The 20,550-nt window shown below is 42.6% G+C and carries 18 protein-coding genes and 1 tRNA gene; 18 read left to right on the forward strand and 1 reads right to left on the reverse strand.

Annotated elements, in window-relative coordinates:
* The first annotated feature begins 14 nt into the window (after positions 1-14).
* The 11 genes from pth (at position 15) to WKU33_RS14970 (ending at position 10,307) form a co-directional block, all read left to right on the forward strand.
* The gene (gene pth, locus WKU33_RS14920; protein ID WP_336252826.1) at positions 15-578 is read left to right on the forward strand and encodes an aminoacyl-tRNA hydrolase; all 564 of its coding nucleotides are present in this window, start codon (positions 15-17) and stop codon (positions 576-578) included.
* Positions 579-651: 73 nt separating this feature from the next.
* Complete coding sequence (locus tag WKU33_RS14925; protein WP_336252827.1) at positions 652-882, forward strand: anti-sigma-F factor Fin family protein; 231 nt, start codon at positions 652-654, stop codon at positions 880-882.
* A 70-nt stretch (positions 883-952) separates the two neighbouring features.
* Positions 953-4,477, forward strand: a complete 3,525-nt coding sequence (gene mfd / locus WKU33_RS14930) for a transcription-repair coupling factor (RefSeq protein ID WP_336252835.1) — start codon at positions 953-955, stop codon at positions 4,475-4,477.
* 113 nt (positions 4,478-4,590) lie between these two features.
* A complete protein-coding gene (spoVT, locus tag WKU33_RS14935) occupies positions 4,591-5,127 on the forward strand; it encodes a stage V sporulation protein T (protein ID WP_336252828.1) in 537 nt (178 codons plus the stop codon).
* A 101-nt stretch (positions 5,128-5,228) separates the two neighbouring features.
* Positions 5,229-6,812, forward strand: a complete 1,584-nt coding sequence (locus WKU33_RS14940) for a putative polysaccharide biosynthesis protein (RefSeq protein WP_336252829.1) — start codon at positions 5,229-5,231, stop codon at positions 6,810-6,812.
* Positions 6,809-8,254, forward strand: a complete 1,446-nt coding sequence (mazG, locus tag WKU33_RS14945) for a nucleoside triphosphate pyrophosphohydrolase (RefSeq protein WP_340455359.1) — start codon at positions 6,809-6,811, stop codon at positions 8,252-8,254. Before WKU33_RS14940 ends, mazG begins: the two co-directional genes overlap by 4 nt.
* A gap of 2 nt (positions 8,255-8,256) precedes the next feature.
* On the forward strand, positions 8,257-8,511 hold the full coding sequence (locus WKU33_RS14950) for an RNA-binding S4 domain-containing protein (protein ID WP_336252831.1): 255 nt from the start codon (positions 8,257-8,259) through the stop codon (positions 8,509-8,511).
* A 52-nt stretch (positions 8,512-8,563) separates the two neighbouring features.
* The gene (yabP, locus tag WKU33_RS14955) at positions 8,564-8,869 is read left to right on the forward strand and encodes a sporulation protein YabP (protein ID WP_156857414.1); all 306 of its coding nucleotides are present in this window, start codon (positions 8,564-8,566) and stop codon (positions 8,867-8,869) included.
* The gene (yabQ, locus tag WKU33_RS14960; protein WP_336253658.1) at positions 8,866-9,465 is read left to right on the forward strand and encodes a spore cortex biosynthesis protein YabQ; all 600 of its coding nucleotides are present in this window, start codon (positions 8,866-8,868) and stop codon (positions 9,463-9,465) included. Before yabP ends, yabQ begins: the two co-directional genes overlap by 4 nt.
* Before the next feature lie 5 nt (positions 9,466-9,470).
* On the forward strand, positions 9,471-9,851 hold the full coding sequence (locus WKU33_RS14965) for a septum formation initiator family protein (protein WP_336252832.1): 381 nt from the start codon (positions 9,471-9,473) through the stop codon (positions 9,849-9,851).
* A 72-nt stretch (positions 9,852-9,923) separates the two neighbouring features.
* Positions 9,924-10,307 (forward strand): S1 domain-containing RNA-binding protein, encoded by a 384-nt coding sequence (locus tag WKU33_RS14970; protein WP_156857411.1) that lies wholly within the window; start codon positions 9,924-9,926, stop codon positions 10,305-10,307.
* Positions 10,308-10,630: 323 nt separating this feature from the next.
* Here the strand turns inward: WKU33_RS14970 and WKU33_RS14975 are convergent.
* Positions 10,631-10,704 (reverse strand) — tRNA-Met (locus WKU33_RS14975).
* A gap of 434 nt (positions 10,705-11,138) precedes the next feature.
* On the opposite strand from WKU33_RS14975, the gene spoIIE reads away from it, so the two are divergent.
* The 7 genes from spoIIE to WKU33_RS15010 all read left to right on the forward strand — a co-directional run bounded on the left by spoIIE (position 11,139) and on the right by WKU33_RS15010 (position 20,542).
* Positions 11,139-13,583, forward strand: a complete 2,445-nt coding sequence (gene spoIIE, locus WKU33_RS14980; RefSeq protein WP_156857410.1) for a stage II sporulation protein E — start codon at positions 11,139-11,141, stop codon at positions 13,581-13,583.
* Positions 13,584-13,788: 205 nt separating this feature from the next.
* Positions 13,789-14,529, forward strand: a complete 741-nt coding sequence (locus tag WKU33_RS14985; protein WP_188858596.1) for a VWA domain-containing protein — start codon at positions 13,789-13,791, stop codon at positions 14,527-14,529.
* Positions 14,492-15,409: a protein kinase domain-containing protein gene (locus tag WKU33_RS14990; RefSeq protein ID WP_156857408.1), complete on the forward strand. Its 918-nt coding sequence runs from the start codon at positions 14,492-14,494 to the stop codon at positions 15,407-15,409. The genes WKU33_RS14985 and WKU33_RS14990 overlap by 38 nt, the downstream gene beginning before the upstream one ends.
* A gap of 57 nt (positions 15,410-15,466) precedes the next feature.
* The gene (tilS, locus tag WKU33_RS14995; protein ID WP_156857407.1) at positions 15,467-16,855 is read left to right on the forward strand and encodes a tRNA lysidine(34) synthetase TilS; all 1,389 of its coding nucleotides are present in this window, start codon (positions 15,467-15,469) and stop codon (positions 16,853-16,855) included.
* Positions 16,856-16,883: 28 nt separating this feature from the next.
* On the forward strand, positions 16,884-17,426 hold the full coding sequence (gene hpt, locus WKU33_RS15000) for a hypoxanthine phosphoribosyltransferase (protein WP_156857445.1): 543 nt from the start codon (positions 16,884-16,886) through the stop codon (positions 17,424-17,426).
* A gap of 104 nt (positions 17,427-17,530) precedes the next feature.
* The gene (gene ftsH, locus WKU33_RS15005) at positions 17,531-19,612 is read left to right on the forward strand and encodes an ATP-dependent zinc metalloprotease FtsH (protein ID WP_156857406.1); all 2,082 of its coding nucleotides are present in this window, start codon (positions 17,531-17,533) and stop codon (positions 19,610-19,612) included.
* Between the two features lie 153 nt (positions 19,613-19,765).
* On the forward strand, positions 19,766-20,542 hold the full coding sequence (locus tag WKU33_RS15010; RefSeq protein WP_156857405.1) for a type III pantothenate kinase: 777 nt from the start codon (positions 19,766-19,768) through the stop codon (positions 20,540-20,542).
* Positions 20,543-20,550: the final 8 nt, after the last annotated feature.

The raw sequence follows: 20,550 nt of genomic DNA on the forward strand, positions 1-20,550 counted from the left end.
AAGGAAGAATAAGGATGAAGCTAATTGTCGGGTTAGGAAACCCTGGAAGAAAGTACAAGAAGACACGTCATAATATTGGTTTTATGGTCGTCGACGAGTTGTTATCCCGTCATGGGTTTAAATTGAATAAGAAGAAGTTCAACGGTGAATATGCAATGGAGAACCTCGCTGGGGAAAAGGTCATTTTCTTAGAACCTCAGACCTTCATGAACTTGTCCGGTAATGCTGTCCGCCCATTAATGGAGTATTTCAGCATTGAACCGGAAGATTTGCTCGTCATTTATGATGATCTTGATTTACCGACCGGAAAGATTCGCTTGCGGGCAAAAGGTGGTCATGGTGGTCATAATGGGATGCGTTCTATAATCGAACATCTTGGAACGAAAGAGTTTAACCGCATTCGTTTCGGCGTAGGTAGACCGGCTAATACGGTTGCTGTCGTTGATTATGTACTTGCTGATTTTGCTAAAGCAGAACGGGACACGATCAAGGAAAGTATCGCGAAATCTGCTGACGCTTGCGAAGAGTGGGTGGCAGGTAAAAAGTTCATTGATGTCATGAATGATTATAACGAGTAAGTGTGAGTAGGCGCGTATAATCGGGGCTTTTTCGGATACACTTTAAGTATAGATATCCGAGGAGGCGATTTACGTGGCAATTATCTATCATTGCAGACATTGCACCCAAGAGATTGGCAGACTGGAGGAACAAGTTCTAGATGCCTCGGTTCTTGGAATTGATCGATTAACAGCAAAGGAAAAACAGGAAATGATGGAATATCAGGCAAATGGTGATATAAAGATTTACGCGATTTGTGATACGTGTGAGGCTGCATTGCAGGAGCATCCTCATTATCATGAACTCGATTATTTTATACAATAGGTTGAACAGGCTTTGGTACGGACCAAAGCGTTTTTTGCATTTATTTTGAAATAGGTAGAGTGGTATAATGATTAAAGAAATATATCAGTTTTTACAGGAAAAAGAAGATTTCCAGTCGATTATGAGTGGAATATCGAATGGGATGAGGGAGCAGCTCGTGGCGGGTCTTACTGGGCCCGCTAGGAGTATGCTCGTTTCAGCTATTAATGAGTCGTTGAAGCGACCGGTATTATTAGTTACTCATCAATTGTTGCAGGCGGAGCAGCTATATGACGATTTAGCCGAGCTTGTAGGAGAGGAACGGGTACATCTATACCCGGTGAACGAGCTGATCGCATCAGAAATTGCGACAGCTAGCCCCGAATTGAGAAGTCAGCGTTTGGAAGCACTTTCGGCCTGGACTGCCGGGAAGGCGGATATTTTAATTGCCCCGATTGCAGGCCTGAAACGGATGCTGCCACATCCTAGTGAATGGTTGAAATATCAGCTCTATTTTAAAGAGGGTGAAGAAATAGATGTAGAAGCTTATTTCTCCTTTTTAGTCGAGATGGGCTATGAACGAGCGCAGATGGTAACGGCGCCGGGAGAATTCAGCCAACGCGGTGGAATTATTGATATTTATCCACTAACAGAGGAACATCCAGTCCGGATTGAATTATTTGATGTGGAAATTGACTCCATCCGCTTTTTCGATGCGGATACACAACGGTCTCTCGAACGGACTGAAGAAATTACAATTGGCCCGGCAACCGAGCTTCTTCTCACGCAGGAAGACCTTCTTGCCGCTGCTGCACGAATTGAAAAGGCACTGGCGGAAAGCCTCAAGAATAAAACATCGAAAGAAGCAAAGGAAGAGCTGCTTGAAACGGTCGAGTATGATATTAGCCGACTCAGGAACATGGAACGCTTTCAGGAGATGCATAAGTATATTGGATTTTTCTACGAAGATCCTAAGAGTTTACTAGATTATCTTCCGAGTGACGGTCTGCTTATTTTAGAGGAAATGGGAAGAATTCAAGAAACGGCTACGAACCTTGATACAGAGGAGGCCGAGTGGTATAGCAGCTTACTTGAATCGAACCGAATGGTGAAAGACACCCATTTTTCCTTTGATTGGCAGACCGTAATGGAGAAGATGAAGCAACAGCGCATATATATGTCTGTTTTCCTCCGACATATCCCGAATACACAACCAGAGAATATTATTAATCTCTCATCTCGGGCAATGCAGGAATTCCACGGACAGATGCCTTTATTTAAAGGTGAACTCGAACGCTGGGAAAAAGGTGGCGTATCTGTCTTAATTCTAGCACCGAACGCGGAACGAGCCGGAAAGATCCAATCAATTTTAGAAGATTATCAAATTGAATCAGTCGTTGCGAAGGAGTTGCAGCTTCCGGTAACGAAGCCGACCATTGTTACAGGGAGCTTATCGAGCGGGATTGAACTTCCGATGCATAAACTAGTTGTGATTACGGAAAATGAACTTTTCAAAAAACAGACGAAACGGAAACCGAAAAGCCAAAAAATTTCCAATGCGGAGCGCATCAAGAGTTATCAGGAATTAAATGTCGGGGATTATGTCGTCCATGCGAATCATGGAGTAGGGAAATATTTAGGAATTGAAACATTAGAAATGAATGGCATGCATAATGACTATATGCTGATTCGTTACTCTGGGGATGACAAGTTATTCGTCCCGATTGATCAGATCGATCTCGTACAGAAATTTGTCGGTTCGGAAGGAAAGGAACCGAAGCTTTATAAACTTGGCGGATCAGAGTGGACAAAGGTAAAACGCCGGGTCCAGTCTTCAGTTGAGGATATTGCAGATGATCTTATTAAACTTTATGCTGAACGGGAATCACGGAAAGGATATGCCTTTTCCCCGGATACTGAAATGCAGCGGGAGTTTGAAGCGGCCTTCCCGTATCAAGAAACGGAAGATCAACTGCGCTGTATTGTGGAAATTAAGCAGGATATGGAGAGACGACAGCCAATGGATCGGCTGCTTTGCGGCGATGTTGGATACGGGAAGACAGAAGTGGCCATTCGGGCTGCATTCAAGGCGATTATGGACGGAAAGCAAGTCGCTTTCCTTGTCCCGACAACGATCCTAGCCCAACAGCATTACGAAACGGTCCGTGAACGGTTCCAGGATTACCCGATTAATATCGGATTATTAAGCCGTTTCCGCACAAGAAAACAACAAACAGAGACATTGAAAGGCTTGAAGAAAGGTACTGTTGACATTGTTGTAGGTACTCACCGATTGTTATCAAAAGACGTGGAGTATTTTGATTTAGGCTTATTGATTGTTGACGAAGAGCAGCGCTTTGGTGTGAAGCATAAGGAGAAGATTAAACAGATTAAAACGAATGTAGATGTCCTTACTCTAACAGCAACACCAATTCCGCGTACCCTTCATATGTCGATGCTCGGTGTGCGTGATTTATCTGTTATTGAAACACCGCCGGAAAATCGTTTCCCGATTCAGACGTATGTAATGGAATACAATCCAATTCTCGTACGGGAAGCTATTGAACGGGAGATGGCTCGCGCGGGGCAAGTGTTTTTCCTTTATAACCGTGTCGAGAATATCGATAAGGTTGCCCGGGATGTCGGCATGCTCGTTGACGGTGCTCGTGTTGGGGTCGCCCATGGACAGATGAACGAGTCAGAGCTTGAAAATGTAATTATAAGCTTTCTTGAAGGTGAATTTGATGTGTTGGTGAGTACGACGATTATTGAAACGGGTGTTGATATTCCAAATGTGAACACACTTATTGTCAATGATGCGGACCGCATGGGATTAAGTCAGCTCTATCAGCTGAGAGGACGTGTCGGTCGTTCGAACCGAGTCGCTTATGCATATTTTACCTACCGAAAAGATAAAATCTTAAGCGAAGTTGCTGAGAAGCGTTTACAGGCGATCAAGGAATTCACGGAGCTAGGCTCTGGATTTAAGATTGCGATGCGCGACTTATCGATTCGCGGTGCAGGAAATCTCCTCGGTTCCCAGCAGCATGGATTCATCGATTCCGTGGGGTATGATCTGTATTCGAAAATGTTGAAAGATGCAATCGATGCCCGTAAACAAGGGAAAGAAATCGAGGATATTACGCCATTTGATCCAGAGATATCCTTGAAGATTGATGCTTATATTCCGGAAGACTATATCCCGGATGGCAAGCAGAAGATTGATATTTATAAATTATTCCAGACGATCGATTCAGAAACGGATATTACGGACTTGCAGGATGAGCTCATTGATCGATTTGGTGACTATCCGGAAGAAGTGGAACATTTATTCACTGTCTCGAAACTTCGCTTGTATGGCCGCAAAGAACGAGTTGAATTTATTACCGAGAAAAATAAAAAATTAGAATTATTATTGGAAGAAGATCGGAGCCACATGGTCGATGGTGCGAAGCTCTTTGAACTCGCAAACCGCTTTGGTCGTAATGTCCAACTCGGAACAGAAAACACGAAGCTTAAAATTGTCGTCACATGGAAGAGGGAAACCGAACATGAACGATATAAAGTGGCAGAAGAGTTGATTAAAAATTTGGCAGAAGTAAACCGCGAATCCTAAACTTTTCTCATCATGTATATTTATCCCAAGTTGCCTCATACTAAAACAACACTGGTGATATTTACAACTTCTTAAGAATTGTAATTTTTAGTTGAAAGTGAGGCAGGCATGGTATGAAAGCGACAGGAATTGTACGACGGATCGATGATTTAGGCAGAGTTGTTATTCCTAAAGAAATAAGGCGTACATTACGCATTCGAGAGGGAGACCCGCTTGAAATTTTCGTCGATCGGGATGGAGAAGTTATTTTAAAGAAATATTCGCCTATTAGCGAACTGGGACATTTCGCGCAGGAATATGCAGAGTCTCTATTTGATTCATTAAAAATACCAGTGTTAATTTGTGATCGTGATGACGTCATTGCGGTTGCCGGTGAATCGAAAAAGGACTATTTAAATAAAATGATTGGTTCAGATGTCACGAAAGCAATAGAAAATCGCTCCCAACTACTTAAAACCGATAAAGAAACGATGGAGCTGTTGGAAGGCAAGGAATTGGAACTTGATTCTTATTGCCTGAGTCCAATCATCGCTAATGGCGACCCGATTGGCTGTGTATTCCTGTTTTCGACAGAGGGTGATAAACTGACCGATGTAGAAGCGAAAGTAACCGAAACAGCGGCGGTATTTTTAGGAAAGCAAATGGAGTAACATTATGGAATGAGTCATTCAGGGGTATCCTTGAATGGCTCATTTTTGTGTTTTAAGTGGTATAATGGACTCAAATTATGTATTGTAAGGGACGTTTTTTAATGAGTAGTGATGGTAAAGGTTGGCTGCGGGGAGCTTTGCTTTTAACAATTGCTGGGTTGATCAGTAAAGTGCTGAGTGCCGGATACCGGATTCCGCTTCAGAATCTTACAGGTGATATCGGATTTTATATTTATCAGCAAGTGTATCCATTGCTTGGGATGGGGATGATTCTTGCGTTATATGGTTTCCCATCTGCAATATCGAAATTGACAGCGGAGTCAAAAGAAAAGGGTCACACCCAGACGACTGCTAATTTTTATTTCCCGATCTTTCTTATTCTGCTCCTTGTAGTAGGAACACTAGCCGTGTTGCTATTTGTTTCTGCTGGTAGTTTAGCAAGTTGGATTGGAGATCCTAGTTTAACACAGGCCTATCAGCTTGTGGCTTTGAGTTTATTGCTTATCCCTTTTACTTCTTTGCTCCGCGGAGTGTTTCAGGGAAATGGGAATATGAAACCAACCGCTTATTCGCAAATGGGAGAGCAGCTCTTTCGCGTATTACTAATTATTGCCGTTGCGATTTACGTTAGCTTCACAGGAGCAGACCTTTACCGGGTTGGGGAAGGGGCGGCAATTGCAAGTATTGGTGGCGGTCTTGCAGCTATTCTTTTGTTAACTATGTTTATTCGCAAGTCGGAACAACCGGTTCTACCGCTGCAAGCAACTATTCCCTGGCGTTATTATATTCAGACATTGCTCCTGTTCGGTCTTGTTGCTTCGCTCAATCATATGGTGCTTCTTCTGTTTCAGTTTGCTGATGCGTTCACGCTCGTTTCCGGTTTACAGGAATATGGACTCTCGCAGACTAAGGCTATGGAGGCAAAAGGGGTGCTCGATCGGGGCCAGCCGCTTATTCAGTTAGGGACTGTACTTGGTTCGTCGTTTGCGCTAGCGATGATCCCATCTGTTTCACAACAGAAATTACAAGACGAGAAAGCTGCATTTTATCAGCATATCCGTAGTAGTATTGCGATTGGGTTTTATTTAGCGGTAGGCGCTACTGCAGGTCTAATTGCAATTATGCCTCAAGCAAATATGTTATTGTATCAGGATACGCTAGGAACAAATGATTTACGGATTCTCGTTATTGCGATCTTGCTCAGTTCCATCGGAGTAACCTGTGCGACAATCTTACAAGGACTCGGCGGGACAAAGCAGACAGCTGTTTTTATCATCTTTTCAATCTTTATAAAGTGGTTTGGGAATCGGATGCTTGTGCCAATTTTCGGAATAACTGGAGCAGCACTTGCTACGATTCTAGGTTTAGCATGCTTTTCCTTACTTGTCTATATAGGGTTGAAGCGAAAATTGCCGGCATTAAAGTTAATGAGACAAATCAATTGGTCGACCTTGGTACTTGCTGTTTCTGCTATGCTTATATATATTTTTGTTATCGATTTATTTGTCCCGACTGAGCCTTCGCGGTTCGGTTCCCTGCTTTACGTTGGTTTTGTAGCTGGGACGGGAGCATGTATTTATCTTTTCATTTTATTGCGCGGGCGTACTTTTATTTCCGAGGAAATAAATATGTTGCCATGGTCGCATGTTTGGATGCGTATTTATAAGGAGAGGAAGAGTCCATGAACAAAATTGAAGTAATTGGCCTTGGAGCTGGTGATTTAAATCAGCTTCCGTTAGGAGTATATAAGAAACTAGTAAATACTGAAAAAGTTGTCTACACACGGACGTTGGACCATCCTGTTATTGCTGATTTAAAGCAGGAAGGAGTCCATTTTCATTCCTTTGACAAGGTTTATGAGGAGACGGCAGATTTTTCCGGTGTTTATGAGAAAATCAGTGCCTATTTATTGGAAAAGGCGAAAGAGGGTTCTATTATTTATACCGTTCCTGGGCATCCGATGCTTGCCGAGCAAACGGTGCAACTGCTATTGGAGCAACAGGAGATCCCTGTTGAAATTTTGGGTGGACAAAGTTATCTGGATGCACTATTTACCTCGCTCGAAATTGATCCGATTGATGGATTTCAATTTGTCGATGGGACGAGCTTCGAGCGTAGACAGTTGAATTATGAACAGCATCTCGTCTTTTGCCAAGTATATGATTCCTTCATTGCGTCAGAAGTAAAGCTTAGCTTGCTTGAAGACTTACCTCCTGAGTATGAAGTGACGATTGTGGAAGCGGCTGGGACGGCTGGAGAAAAGCTTACGAAGCTCAGGTTAGAAGATCTGGACAGATCTATTGAGGTTAATAACCTGACAAGTGTTTATGTTCCGCCAATTAATCATGAACAACTATCCCACCGCTTTACCCGTCTTGTGGAAGTAATCGCTGCACTGCGTGGGCCTGGAGGTTGCCCGTGGGATCAGAAGCAGACACATGAATCTTTGCGAGCTCATACAATTGAGGAAGTATACGAGCTGATTGATGCGATTGATCAAGAAGATGATGAGAATATTACGGAGGAACTCGGTGATCTTCTCATGCACGTCGTCCTCCATAGTCAAATTGGCGCAGATTCGGGATATTTTTCAATTGATGATGTCATCCTGTCGGCTACTGAAAAGATGATTCATCGTCATCCCCATGTTTTCGGTGACGTTCAAGTTGATTCGGCTGATGAAGTGCTTACGAATTGGGATGCGCTGAAGGAACAAGAAAAGGGTAAACAAAGGAATTCCGTCCTGGAGGGAGTTCCGAAGCATCTACCAGCACTTGCAAAAGCAGCGAAAATTCAGCAAAAGGCAGCGAAGGTCGGTTTCGACTGGGCTGAGGTAAAAGACGTTTGGGCCAAGCTTGAAGAAGAGATAAAGGAAGTCGAAGAAGCGATTAGAAGTGGAAAACGTGAAGATATTGAGGATGAGTTTGGTGATGTTCTATTTGTCATTGCTAACCTGACGCGGTTTTATCAGATTAATGCGGAAGTTGCCTTGAATCGCACGAACCAGAAGTTTACTTCAAGATTTACGTATGTGGAACAAAGAACCAAGGAAAAAGGGAAAAGATTGGAAGAAGCAACGCTAGACGAAATGGAAGCGTACTGGCAAGAAGCAAAGGAGAGTGAATAACAATGCGTTTGGATAAATTTTTAAAAGTATCCCGGTTGATTAAACGTCGGACACTTGCAAAAGAAGTTGCTGAACAAGGCAGGATTGCAGTGAATGGGAATCAAGCGAAGGCATCGACGACGATTGCCCCTGGTGACACCCTCACGATCGAATTTGGACAGAAGCTTGTCACTGTCCAAGTGAACGATACAAGGGAAACGGTAAGAAAGGGCGAAGCAGAAACATTATATACCGTCATAAAAGAAGAAAAAATATAAGTTCTATACTTGTCCCTCCTCTCATAAATTACAATGAGAAGGAGGTTTTTTTATGAATGAATTAGGGAATTATCCATCTAATAATAATCGGACAGATTTAGACCATCAGGTAAGACTCGTGAACCGCAAAACGCTTGAAATAAGTGGCGTCAAGGAAGTCGATAGCTTTGATAATGAAGAATTTCTACTAGAAACTGTGCAAGGCTATCTCATCATCCGCGGACAAAACCTTCAGTTGAAAAACCTTGATGTCAATGCTGGCAATGTAACGATAAAAGGAAAAATTTATGAGTTTTCCTATATTGATGAAGCAAGCGGGGAGAAAGCTAAGGGATTCCTTAGCAAGTTATTCCGATGACGCTCTCCGTGCAATTTACGACAATGGCTGTTATGGTGCTAAGTGGAATTTACTTAGGGCTTGCCCAGGACACGTTCCGGCGTATTTCTGTTCATTGGAAAAAGCGACCAATCATCAGCTATTCTTTTGAAATTGGTTTTTGGCTTTTACAGACTCTTATTATTTTCTATCTTTTATTTCTTGTCAATTCAGGGGAAATTCGCTTTTATATATTTTTAGCTTGTCTGTTAGGTTTCTCATTTTATCAAGCCTTATTGAAAACTGTCTACCGGCAGGGGCTGGAACGATTAATTTCGGTATTTCGTGCGGTTTTTAGGTTTTTCAAACAAGTATTCTTCATTCTTATTGTCACACCGATTAAATGGATATTTCTTCTAAGTGCTAGCATCATCCTATTTCTTTTAAATATGATAGTAAAGATACTGGCAATTTTATTGAAAGTTATCCTATTTCCGTTCCTATTAATCGGAAAGCTACTTAAACCCCTCATTCCTGAAAATCTTATTAAATTTTTACACAAATTATATCCAATTTATAGTACAATAAGAGATATATTAAAAAAGGGCTTAAAGTATGCCACGTTTAAAAGGAGGTAGGATGATTGTCCGCAGAAAGAGAAAGGGTAACGAGATTAGATTCGAGCTATGTACAACAGTATGATGCATACATAGAAAGACAGAAACGCAAGAAGCAGCGCTTAATTCGTCGTCTTGTTCTATCTTCCCTTGTGACCGTGTTGATTATTGGTTTTATGGGAGTCTATCATTGGAACCAACGGGCACTACATGCCGAAAAAACGGAGGAATACGAGCAGCTGCAATCCGAGTTAGCGGGGTTACAGCAGGAAGAAGAACAACTGCTTGAGGAAATTGAACTATTAAATGATGAAGAATACGTTTTGGATATCGCTAGAACGAATTACTTTTTTACAAAAAAGGGAGAATTGATCTTTAAACTTCCGAATGAAGACCCGTCATATTGACACTTTACATGAACAGACATATACTATATGTAGAGAATTTCACTCAAACTTTTAAGGAGGAGCATTTTTTTTATGTCAATCGAAGTAGGCAGCAAGCTGCAAGGTAAGGTTACAGGAATCACAAATTTTGGAGCGTTTGTTGAGCTCGAGAAAGGTAAAACAGGCTTGGTCCACATTAGTGAGGTTGCTGACAATTATGTAAAGGACATTAACGATCACTTAAGTGTTGGCGATACTGTTGAAGTTAAAGTAATCAATGTCGAGAAGGATGGTAAAATCGGCCTATCAATCAAGAAGGCAAAGGAACGTCCGGTTCGCCAAAAGAATGTAAAAGAGCGTCAAGAAAGTTTCGAATCGAAAATGAGTCGTTTCCTTAAGGATTCTGAAGATCGTCTAGCCTCACTTAAGAAGCATACGGAATCCAAGCGTGGAGGTCGAGGTGCTAAGCGCGGTTAATAAGTTTGCTGCCCGAAGGAAATTACAATGCTCTGTGATAGAGAAGCAGCAGATTCATCTAGAAGATGGGTCTGCTGCTTTGTGTTTTTATTGGCTCTTTGTTTGGGAGATTGAAAAAGACCGTTTAGGGATTTGTGTGGAAATCCCTAAACGGTCTTTTTTACTTTTGAATCGTCTAGTAAAAAAGACCAGGGACTGCACGAATTTCCTGTGCTTCCGGTCGATAAGTCAACATCGGTTCGTTGCCTCACCGTGTTTCCTTTATCTTCCTGCACCACAGTCCAATTCGTCAGTCCCTAACCGGTCTTTTTTACTTTTGGATATAGCGGCGGAGGGGATTGAACCCACGACCTTACGGGTATGAACCGTACGCTCTCGCCAGCTGAGCTACGCCGCCAAAATTGTCAACGAGATTTATAATACAACAAGAATAAGGTTATGTCAATGATTTTTTAAAGAATGTTGAAGTTCACAGTGGTATTGCTGAAGTTCATCATGAAGATGCTGAAGTTCAAAAAGTATTCGCTGAAGTTAACAACTAAAATATCGAAGTTCACAAATACCGGCCCGAATCTCACACGCCTAGCTCCTTCTTTCCCACTTATTCGTCAAACATTCATCATTTCTGCAGATTTCTGGCCGCTTCCATTCTACCGACTTCTCGCTGCTGCCATCGAGTTTACTAGATTAGAAGCAGACAGGCGTTCGTGCCTTAATCTTGGGTTCTTTATCTCTTTCCGTCGAACGATTTTTAGGACGAGCACTGAAATTTTGACAACAAAAGTTTTCTGAATATGGTTTACTAAACAGAAAAGAATGGAGTGATGGTGAATGATGCAATCGGTGGAACCGGCGGGGTATGTCGGTTGGAAAGAAAAGGTCCAGAAGAAGAAACAGCATCCATGGAAAACAAAGGCGAAAGTATTGTTTATCGATCGAGGCCTGTTGTTAGTGATGATAGGCTTTTTACTGGGGAGGGCAGTCATTTTATCAGCAGTTTCTCCGTTTGCTCTAGCATTTCTTGCAAGTGTATGGCTGATGCAACGTAAGAAAACGTTACATGCGCTGTTAGCCATTTCTTTAGGAGCGGTGACTTATTCATTTGAACACACTGGGTTCATTATGCTTTCTGTTCTTGTATTTCTAATCCTTCTCGCGATATTCATGCAACTTAACAGGGAGAAATTAATACTTCCTTTTGCAGTTGGGTTTGCGACGATGCTGCCGCGTATTTTCTTATATTCGCTGCAGGGACCCATAACGTCTTATGAATGGCTACTCATTGTTGTGGAAGGTGTGCTTGGTGCGGTGCTTGTACTTATCTTTATGCAGAGCATTCCTTTATTATCACCAAAAAGATATAAACCGGCTCTAAGAAATGAAGAGATTGTCTGTATGATTATTTTAATTGCCTCGATTTTAACCGGCACAATTGGCTGGGTTATCTACGGAGCTGCATTAGAGCAAATATTTGCCCGTTACTTTGTTTTAGTCTTTGCTTATGTCGGCGGGGCAGCGATCGGATCTACTGTCGGTGTCGTTGTCGGTTTAATTTTATCCCTTGCCAATGTGGCCAATCTATTTCAGATGAGTTTACTAGCTTTTTCGGGACTATTAGGAGGTTTATTAAAAGAAGGGAGGAAGTTTGGTGTCGCAGCCGGTTTATTGGTCGGGACTTTACTTATCGTCATCTACGGAGAGAGTTTTACCTTAGCCCATTCGCTAACCGAGTCATTTATTGCTATTTTCCTCTTCTTTATTACACCGGCAAGCTGGTTTTCAAGTATCTCTCGTTACATACCAGGAACGGAAGAACATGCACAGGAACAGCAGCAATACTCTCAGAAGGTGCGTGATGTGACGGCAAAACGGGTGAAACAGTTTTCCGGTGTGTTCGATGCACTTGCCCGCAGTTTCGCCGTGGGTGAAAGTGATCCATCCAGTCACTTGGCAAAGAAACGGGATACCGATCAATTTCTTAGTCAGGTGACGGAAAGGACATGCCAGAGTTGCTTCATGAAGGAACGCTGCTGGGAGAAGGATTTCGATAAAACGTATCAGCTTATGGAGGGGGTCAAGGAAGCCTATGCGAAAAATCAAGAACCGAGCTTGAAAATCAGAAAGGAGTTTGAGAATCATTGTGTCAAATCGAAGAAAACGCTTGAAGTCATGAAGGAGGAGATGACGTTCTATATGGCGAACGATCACCTCAGGAGACAGGTCTTGGAAAGCAAGCGAATTGTGGCCGATCAACTATTTGGTGTCTCTGAAGTGATGGATGACTTTGCCAATGAGATTTTAAAAGAAAGGGAACATCATGAAAAACAAGAACTGCAAATTATCGAAGCATTAAAAGGACTCGGTATTGAATTGGAAAAATTGGATATCTATCAGCTGAATAAAGGGAGTGTCGATATTGAAATAATGGTCTCCTTCTATGATTATCATGGGGAAGGGGAGAAACTCATTGCTCCCGTACTGACAGATATTTTGGGGGAAATGATCGTTGTAAAAGATGAAGAAATCTCACCATTCCCAAATGGGTACAGCTACTTGTCTTTCGGGTCAGCGAAAGAATATATTGTGGAAACAGGAGCAGCCAATGCGGCGAAAGGTGGTGGCTTCATTTCCGGTGATAGCTTTAAAACGATGGAACTTGGTGAAGGAAAGTATGCCATGGCGATTAGTGACGGGATGGGAAATGGTAGAAGAGCCCATGAGGAGAGTGAGGAAACGCTTCGTCTGCTTCAGCAAATCTTACAAATCGGTATTCCGGAAAAAGTGGCGATTAAATCGATCAATTCGATACTTGCCCTGCGCACAACTGATGAAATGTTTGCCACGTTGGATCTAGCTGTTATTGATCTGAACCATGCGATGGTGAAGTTCCTTAAGGTTAGTGCATCACCAAGCTTTGTGAAACGGGGGGATGAAATATTAAAGATAGAAGCGGGTAATTTACCGATGGGGATTCTCCACGATGTTGATATTGATATTGTAAGTGACCAGCTCATTTCTGGGGATCTGTTAATTATGATTAGTGACGGGGTGTTCGATGGTCCTAGACATGTGGAAAATACAGATCTTTGGTTGAAGCGGACACTAAAAGAAATGAAGACGGAAGATCCACAGGAAATCGCGGATCTTTTACTAGAGGAGGTGATTCGCACAAAATCGGGAGAAATCGATGATGATATGACCGTTCTTGTTGCGAAGATTAAAAAGAACCAGCCGAAATGGGCGTCAGTTCCGATTTATCGCAGTGTAACTGGTTGATAAATTCCCACTTCAAGAAGGTTCTATAATTCTATGAGGGAGTTGAACATACTTGTAACGGCTCGATTGGTTCATCTAATATTCGGTGGAGGATGAACCCGCCACTGAATGAAGTTTCACTTTGCCTAAATAAAGCACTTGGCTAAGTATATCCTATCTGTTTTCTGGTGATGCTAGTAAAACTAGGAAACGGGAGGGTAACGTAATGAAAAAAGGAACATTAAGGCAAATTTTATTGTTAACGGATGGGTGCTCGAACTACGGAGAGGATCCGGCGGCAACAGCAGCCCTTGCTTTCGAGCAGGGGATTACTGTGAACGTTATTGGAATTCTTGATCATGATGAGAATGAAGACAGTCATGGTCTTGAGGAAGTAGAAGATATCGCTCTATCAGGGGGCGGAGTAAGTCAACTCGTTTATAGTGAAGCATTATCCCAGACTGTCCAGATGGTGACGAAGCAAGCGATGAACGAGACATTGCAAGGTTTTGTTAATCAGGAGCTAAAACAAATTCTTGGAAAAGACCAGCGCCTTGAGGACCTCGAACCCGAAAAACGCGGTGAAATTATTGAAGTAGTCGAGGAGTTGGGGGAAACTACTGATCTTGAGGTATTGATTTTGCTAGATACAAGCGCGAGCATGCATCATAAGCTCCAGATGGTGAAGGAAGCTTTGATTGATCTCTCCATTAGTCTCAATGCCCGGGCGGGAAAAAATCGCTTCACCATCTACAGCTTCCCAGGGAAAAGGAAAAATATCCAGAAGGTGCTCGATTGGACACCGAAGCTTGATTCGATCTCATCGGTATTCCCGAAGATAACCAGTGGTGGAATCACTCCGACCGGTCCCGCACTTCGGGAGGCTATCTATCAGTTTGGTAAAAAGGGTTTATTAAGGAGTATTCGTCATGGCGATGAACCGGGCTTGGAAGAAACAGGTTACTAGTATACCTTCAGGGACTCAGATTCAAGGGAAATTTAAAGGAAACAGTTACCTGATCAAACGGAAGATCGGCGAAGGGGCAATTGGTACTGTCTACCTTTGTCAATTCGGGAAACAGACAGCTGCTCTCAAAATAAGTGAAAAACAAACATCGATGACCTTGGAGGTCAATGTGTTAAAAGCATTAAAGCAGGTCCGAGGGAATCTTCTTGGGCCTGCTTTATTAGATGTGGACGATTGGCTTGCACCGAACAGGCAAACATATACATTCTATGTTATGGAATATGTGCAAGGTGAGAGCATGCAGCAATTTTTCAGGAAAAATGGGGCAAGCTGGCTCGGTCTGCTTATGGTCCAACTTTTAGAGGATTTGGAAAAGCTCCATAAAGCAGGTTGGGTGTTTGGGGATTTGAAGACTGACAATCTCCTGATTAGCCAAGCGCCACCGAAGATTCGCTGGATTGATGTTGGTGGGGTGACACAAATCGGACGGGCCATTAAAGAGTATACCGAGTTTTACGACCGAGGATATTGGGGTCTTGGTTCCCGACGAGCTGAACCAAGCTATGATTTATTCTCGGTTGCAATCATCTTCCTCGAAATCTTCTACCCACAGCGGTTCGCGCGGCCAGAAACGAAGAGAGCAAATCTTTTATTTAAAAAGATCGATAAAGTGAAAGCACTACAACCCTACGCACCTGTGCTAAAGAAGGCAATTACCGGCAAATATACAACAAGTGCTGAAATGCAGCGAGAATTAAAACAAATTATCTTTTCCCGGAAAAATCAGAGCAGAAGTAAAACAGGGAAAATCGGCTTATCGGAGGCCATGTGGATTTTCCTATTTAGTATCCTTTCCATCCTTACCTCATTGTGCTTTTAGAGGCAGCGGTAACTATGATAAGATAAGAACAGTATCGATTATGGACGGAGCGAGGAAATGGAAAAAGAAGTACAATCCTTTATTAAAAAACATCGGCTTTTACATAAAGGCGCGCGGGTACTTGTCGGAGTCTCGGGCGGACCGGATTCCATCGGTCTATTGCATTTGTTGGTGAAGTGGAGGAAGGAATGGGAGTTGGATATACATGCCCTTTCTCTTAATCACCAGCTGCGTGGGAAGGATGCGGAGGATGACTTTATTTATGTGAAGAATATTTGCGCAAGCTGGGGCATCCCGTTTCATGGTGCCTCCTTTGATGTGCAGGCATTTGCGGATAAGGAGCGGCTTAGTACGGAAGTCGCAGCAAGAAAAATTCGGTATCAGTTTTTTGAAGAGAAAATGGCAGATCTTGAAGCCGACTATCTTGCTTTAGGTCATCATGGGGATGACCAGGTGGAAACGCTTATCATGAAACTTGTTCGGACTGCATCTTCCCAAGCTTTCCAAGGAATTCCGATTACACGTCCAATTGGGAGGGGAATGCTTATCCGGCCACTCCTTGCTGTTACAAAAGAAGCGATAGAATCTTACTGCGCAGAGAACGAAATCAAGCCGCGGATCGATGCAACGAATTTGGAAAGTGATTTTACAAGAAACTATTACCGCCACCATGTCGTTCCGCTGCTAAAGGAACGCAATACAAATATCCAGGTGACAGCACAGCATCTTAGTATGACGCTTGCGGAAGATGAAGAATTCCTGCAAAAAGAGGCGGAAAAAGTACTTCAACGTGCGGTAATTTTTGAAAAGGGAAAGCGGCAGGTAACAGTTGAAATTAATTTATTTAAAAAGTACTCCCAATCTTTACAAAGACGCGCCTTTCATCTAATATTGAACTATCTGTATGAAATATTACCCAATCAACTTTCTTATGAACATGAGGAGCAATTTCTTACCCTCATTAAAAGCCGCACTGGGAACGCAACCCTAGATTTCCCGCACGGTTTGAAGCTGAATCGGGCATATGACAGACTGACACTTTACTTCGAAGCGAATAATCCCGGGCAGCAGTCCTTTAACCTAACCTTAACCATTCCCGGCAAAACATACTTGCCAAACGGATCGGTACTTACAGCTACATATACAGCAACACGTGATAGAGCCCACCCCTTCTCGCTCTATATTCCCACGAAAGAGGTTACCTTACCTCTTCATGTGAGAACGCGTAAAAATGGAGACCGGATGAGCTGGAAAGGGCTCCAAGGAACAAAGAAGCTGAAAGATATCTTTATCGATGCAAAAGTTCCCCTTCATGAACGTGAAACGTGGCCTATCGTCGTGGATGACGATGATCATATACTTTGGTTAATTGGATTAAAAAAAGGTGTACGAAGAGAAGTAAATGCTAAGCAGTTTATATATATTCAATTGGATAAAGGCAACTAGTAGGAGGATAAGGATGCTAAAGGACAGTATGCATAAGGATATAAAGGATATTCTAATTACAGAAGAAGAAATTCGGGCAAAATGTAAAGAAATCGGAGCACAGCTTTCTACAGAATACGATGGCAAGTTTCCCCTTGCAATTGGTGTATTAAAAGGTGCTCTACCCTTTATGTCGGACCTCGTTCGCCACATGGATATCCATGTGGAACTCGATTTTATGGATGTGTCGAGCTATGGAAGCGGAACGAAGTCAAGTGGGGAAGTCAAAATTGTAAAGGACTTGGATACAAAAGTAGAAGGGCGCGACCTGCTTATTATTGAGGACATTATTGACAGCGGACTGACGCTTAGTTATTTAGTCGACCTCTTCAAGTACCGGAAAGCGAATTCTATTAAAATTGTAACCCTGCTGAATAAACCATCAGGGCGCACTGCTGCGATATCCGCAGACTTGGTTGGATTTGAAGTACCGGATGCTTTCGTCGTCGGTTATGGTTTAGATTATGACCAACGTTACCGAAACCTTCCGTATATCGGGGTGTTAAAAGAAGAGATTTATCAGGAAAAATAGTCCTGAAAAATAAAAATGGATGATAAAGCTAAATTAGTTGTGTAATGACTTTTTCATATGGTACTATGTAATATAGTTTTTCCCGGTATGGGAGGAGGTAAGCAATGAGTCAGATATTTCGTAATGTGTTCTTTTGGGTCCTGATTTTCTTCGTCATAATCGGCGTATTCGGCATCATAAATGGCCCAGGAGAAGAAAGTGAACAATATGATGTGGAGCAATTTATAAGTGCTTTAAATAATGGTGAAATAAAAGAATTGACACTGCAGCCGGCAAACGGAATCGTCCGTTTCTTCGGTACATTGAATGATGGTGGCCAATCTTTTGTTGCCCAAGTACCAGATAACACAGATGTAATTGCTGAAATTACAACAATTGCAAGAGATCAAAGTATATTAACTGCAGAGGAAGAAGAACGGCCAAGTCCATGGGTTACATTCCTTACGACTTTAGTTCCCTTCCTATTAATAGGTCTATTTTTCTTATTCATTCTTAGTCAAGCACAAGGTGGCGGCGGTGGCGGCCGTGTGATGAACTTCGGGAAAAGTAAGGCTAAGATGGTTTCCGGCGAAAAGGAAAAGGTGCGTTTCAAAGACGTAGCCGGAGCGGATGAAGAGAAACAGGAATTAGTTGAAGTTGTGGAATTCCTGAAAGATCCACGTAAATTCACGGCAGTCGGTGCTCGAATTCCAAAAGGGGTTCTTTTAGTAGGACCGCCAGGAACAGGTAAAACATTACTTGCCCGTGCCGTCGCAGGGGAAGCGGGAACTCCATTCTTCTCTATTAGTGGTTCGGACTTCGTTGAAATGTTTGTCGGGGTCGGTGCATCCCGTGTACGTGATCTATTTGAAAACGCGAAGAAAAATGCGCCATGTATCATCTTTATTGACGAGATTGATGCAGTAGGACGCCAACGTGGTACGGGTCTCGGTGGTGGACATGATGAACGTGAACAGACATTGAACCAGTTGCTTGTTGAAATGGATGGCTTTAACGCAAATGAAGGTATCATTATTATCGCAGCTACAAACCGTGCAGACATTCTTGACCCTGCTTTGCTGCGCCCAGGCCGTTTCGACCGTCAAATCATGGTGGACCGTCCGGATGTTAAAGGACGGGAAGCAGTGCTTAAAGTTCACGCACGTAATAAACCATTGGATAATACAGTCGATTTGAAAGTAATTGCCCAGCGTACCCCAGGCTTCTCTGGTGCGGACCTTGAGAACCTGTTAAATGAAGCAGCGCTTGTTGCTGCAAGGGATAACCGAAAAGCGATATCTTCACTGGATGTCGATGAAGCAACCGACCGGGTGATTGCCGGGGTTGCGAAGAAGAGCCGCGTTATTTCGGATAAAGAAAGAAATATTGTTGCCTATCATGAAAGTGGGCACACCGTAATCGGGATGGTACTTGACGATGCAGATGTCGTACACAAAGTAACGATTGTACCTCGAGGCCAGGCCGGCGGTTATGCGGTCATGCTTCCTAAAGAAGACCGTTACTTCATGACGAAACCGGAACTGTTTGATAAGATAACCGGACTGCTTGGTGGACGTGTCGCCGAGGAAATCATCTTTGGCGAAGTGAGTACGGGAGCACATAATGACTTCCAGCGTGCAACAAGCATCGCTCATAAGATGATTACCGAGTATGGTATGAGTGATGAAATTGGCCCACTACAATTCTCCAGTGGGGACGGTGGCAATGTGTTCCTTGGTCGTGATTTGCAGAATAACCAAACATACAGTGAGAAAATCGCTTATGAAATTGATAAGGAAATGCAGAACTTCATCAATTACTGTTATGAACGTGCGAAGAAGATCCTTACTGAGCATCGCGGACAGTTGGAGTTAATCGCTCAGACACTCCTTGATGTCGAAACACTCGACCGCCGTCAGATTGAATCTCTTTTCCATAAAGGTGTTTTACCAGAACCACTGGAAGATATCGTGGACGAAGATGATGTGAAGGTTTCTATCAATTCAAAAGAAGATGAAGACGATGGAGAAAAGATCGGGAAATCTTTTGAAGAAGTGAAAAAAGAAGTCGAGGAGAAAAAGCATGAAGAACATGCAGATGAAGCTAAAGGCGACTCCAAGAATAAACGACATATCAATGACCCGATCATGGGCGAAGAACCAATATCTCCAGTAGATGAAGAAGACAATAATTATAAAGATAAATAACAAATTAAAAAGCAGCCATGCTAATATATATGGCTGCTTTTTTGTTTCAAAAGCTGAAGCGCGCTTAACATTACTATTGGGTACCTGTGATTTTCTTTTTCACTGTTACCTATGCTATATTTAAACATAGAAAAATAGGAAGGTTTGATTGTTATGTTATTTGTTCTGGATGTGGGGAATACAAATACCGTTTTAGGGGTTTTTGAAGGGGACAACCTACTATATGAGTGGCGGATTAAAACAGATCGCCATAAAACAGAGGATGAATTCGGCGTACTCATTCATTCCTTGTTTGACTATAAAGGAATCACGTTTTCTGATATCCATGGAGTTATCATTTCTTCTGTTGTACCACCGATTATGTATGCACTGGAAAAAATGAGCCGGAATTATTTCGGAATTGATGCAGTCGTGGTAGGGAAGCAGGATATTTCTAAATATATTAACATGAGTTACCCTAATCCTAAGGAGGTCGGGGCAGACCGGATTGTCAACGCGGTAAGTGCGATAGAAAATTACGGGGCGCCGGTTATTGTGATTGATTTTGGAACGGCGACCACTTTTTGCTACATCGATGAGAATAGCTCTTATCACGGTGGCATCATTTCTCCGGGAGTTAATATTTCCATGGAAGCATTGTATAGTAAAGCTTCCAAACTGCCGAAGATTGAAATCAAGGGGACGGAGAAAGTTATTGGAACATCAACAGTTGAAGCGATGCAGTCCGGAATATATAACGGCTATGTATCCTTGGTAGATGGTATAGTTGACAGAGTGAAAGAGGATATTAATCAAGATGTTCAGGTAATTGCTACCGGCGGGATATCTGGTTTAATCGGGAAGGGTTCACGAACAATTGATGTGGTAGATCGCCATCTGACACTAAAAGGATTGAACATTATTTATCGCAGGTTAAAAGATATTCGTTAAAGGAGATA

Origin of the sequence: Oceanobacillus sp. HCA-5259 (assembly GCF_037892815.1) — a bacterium.
Taxonomy (GTDB): domain Bacteria; phylum Bacillota; class Bacilli; order Bacillales; family Amphibacillaceae; genus Oceanobacillus; species Oceanobacillus indicireducens.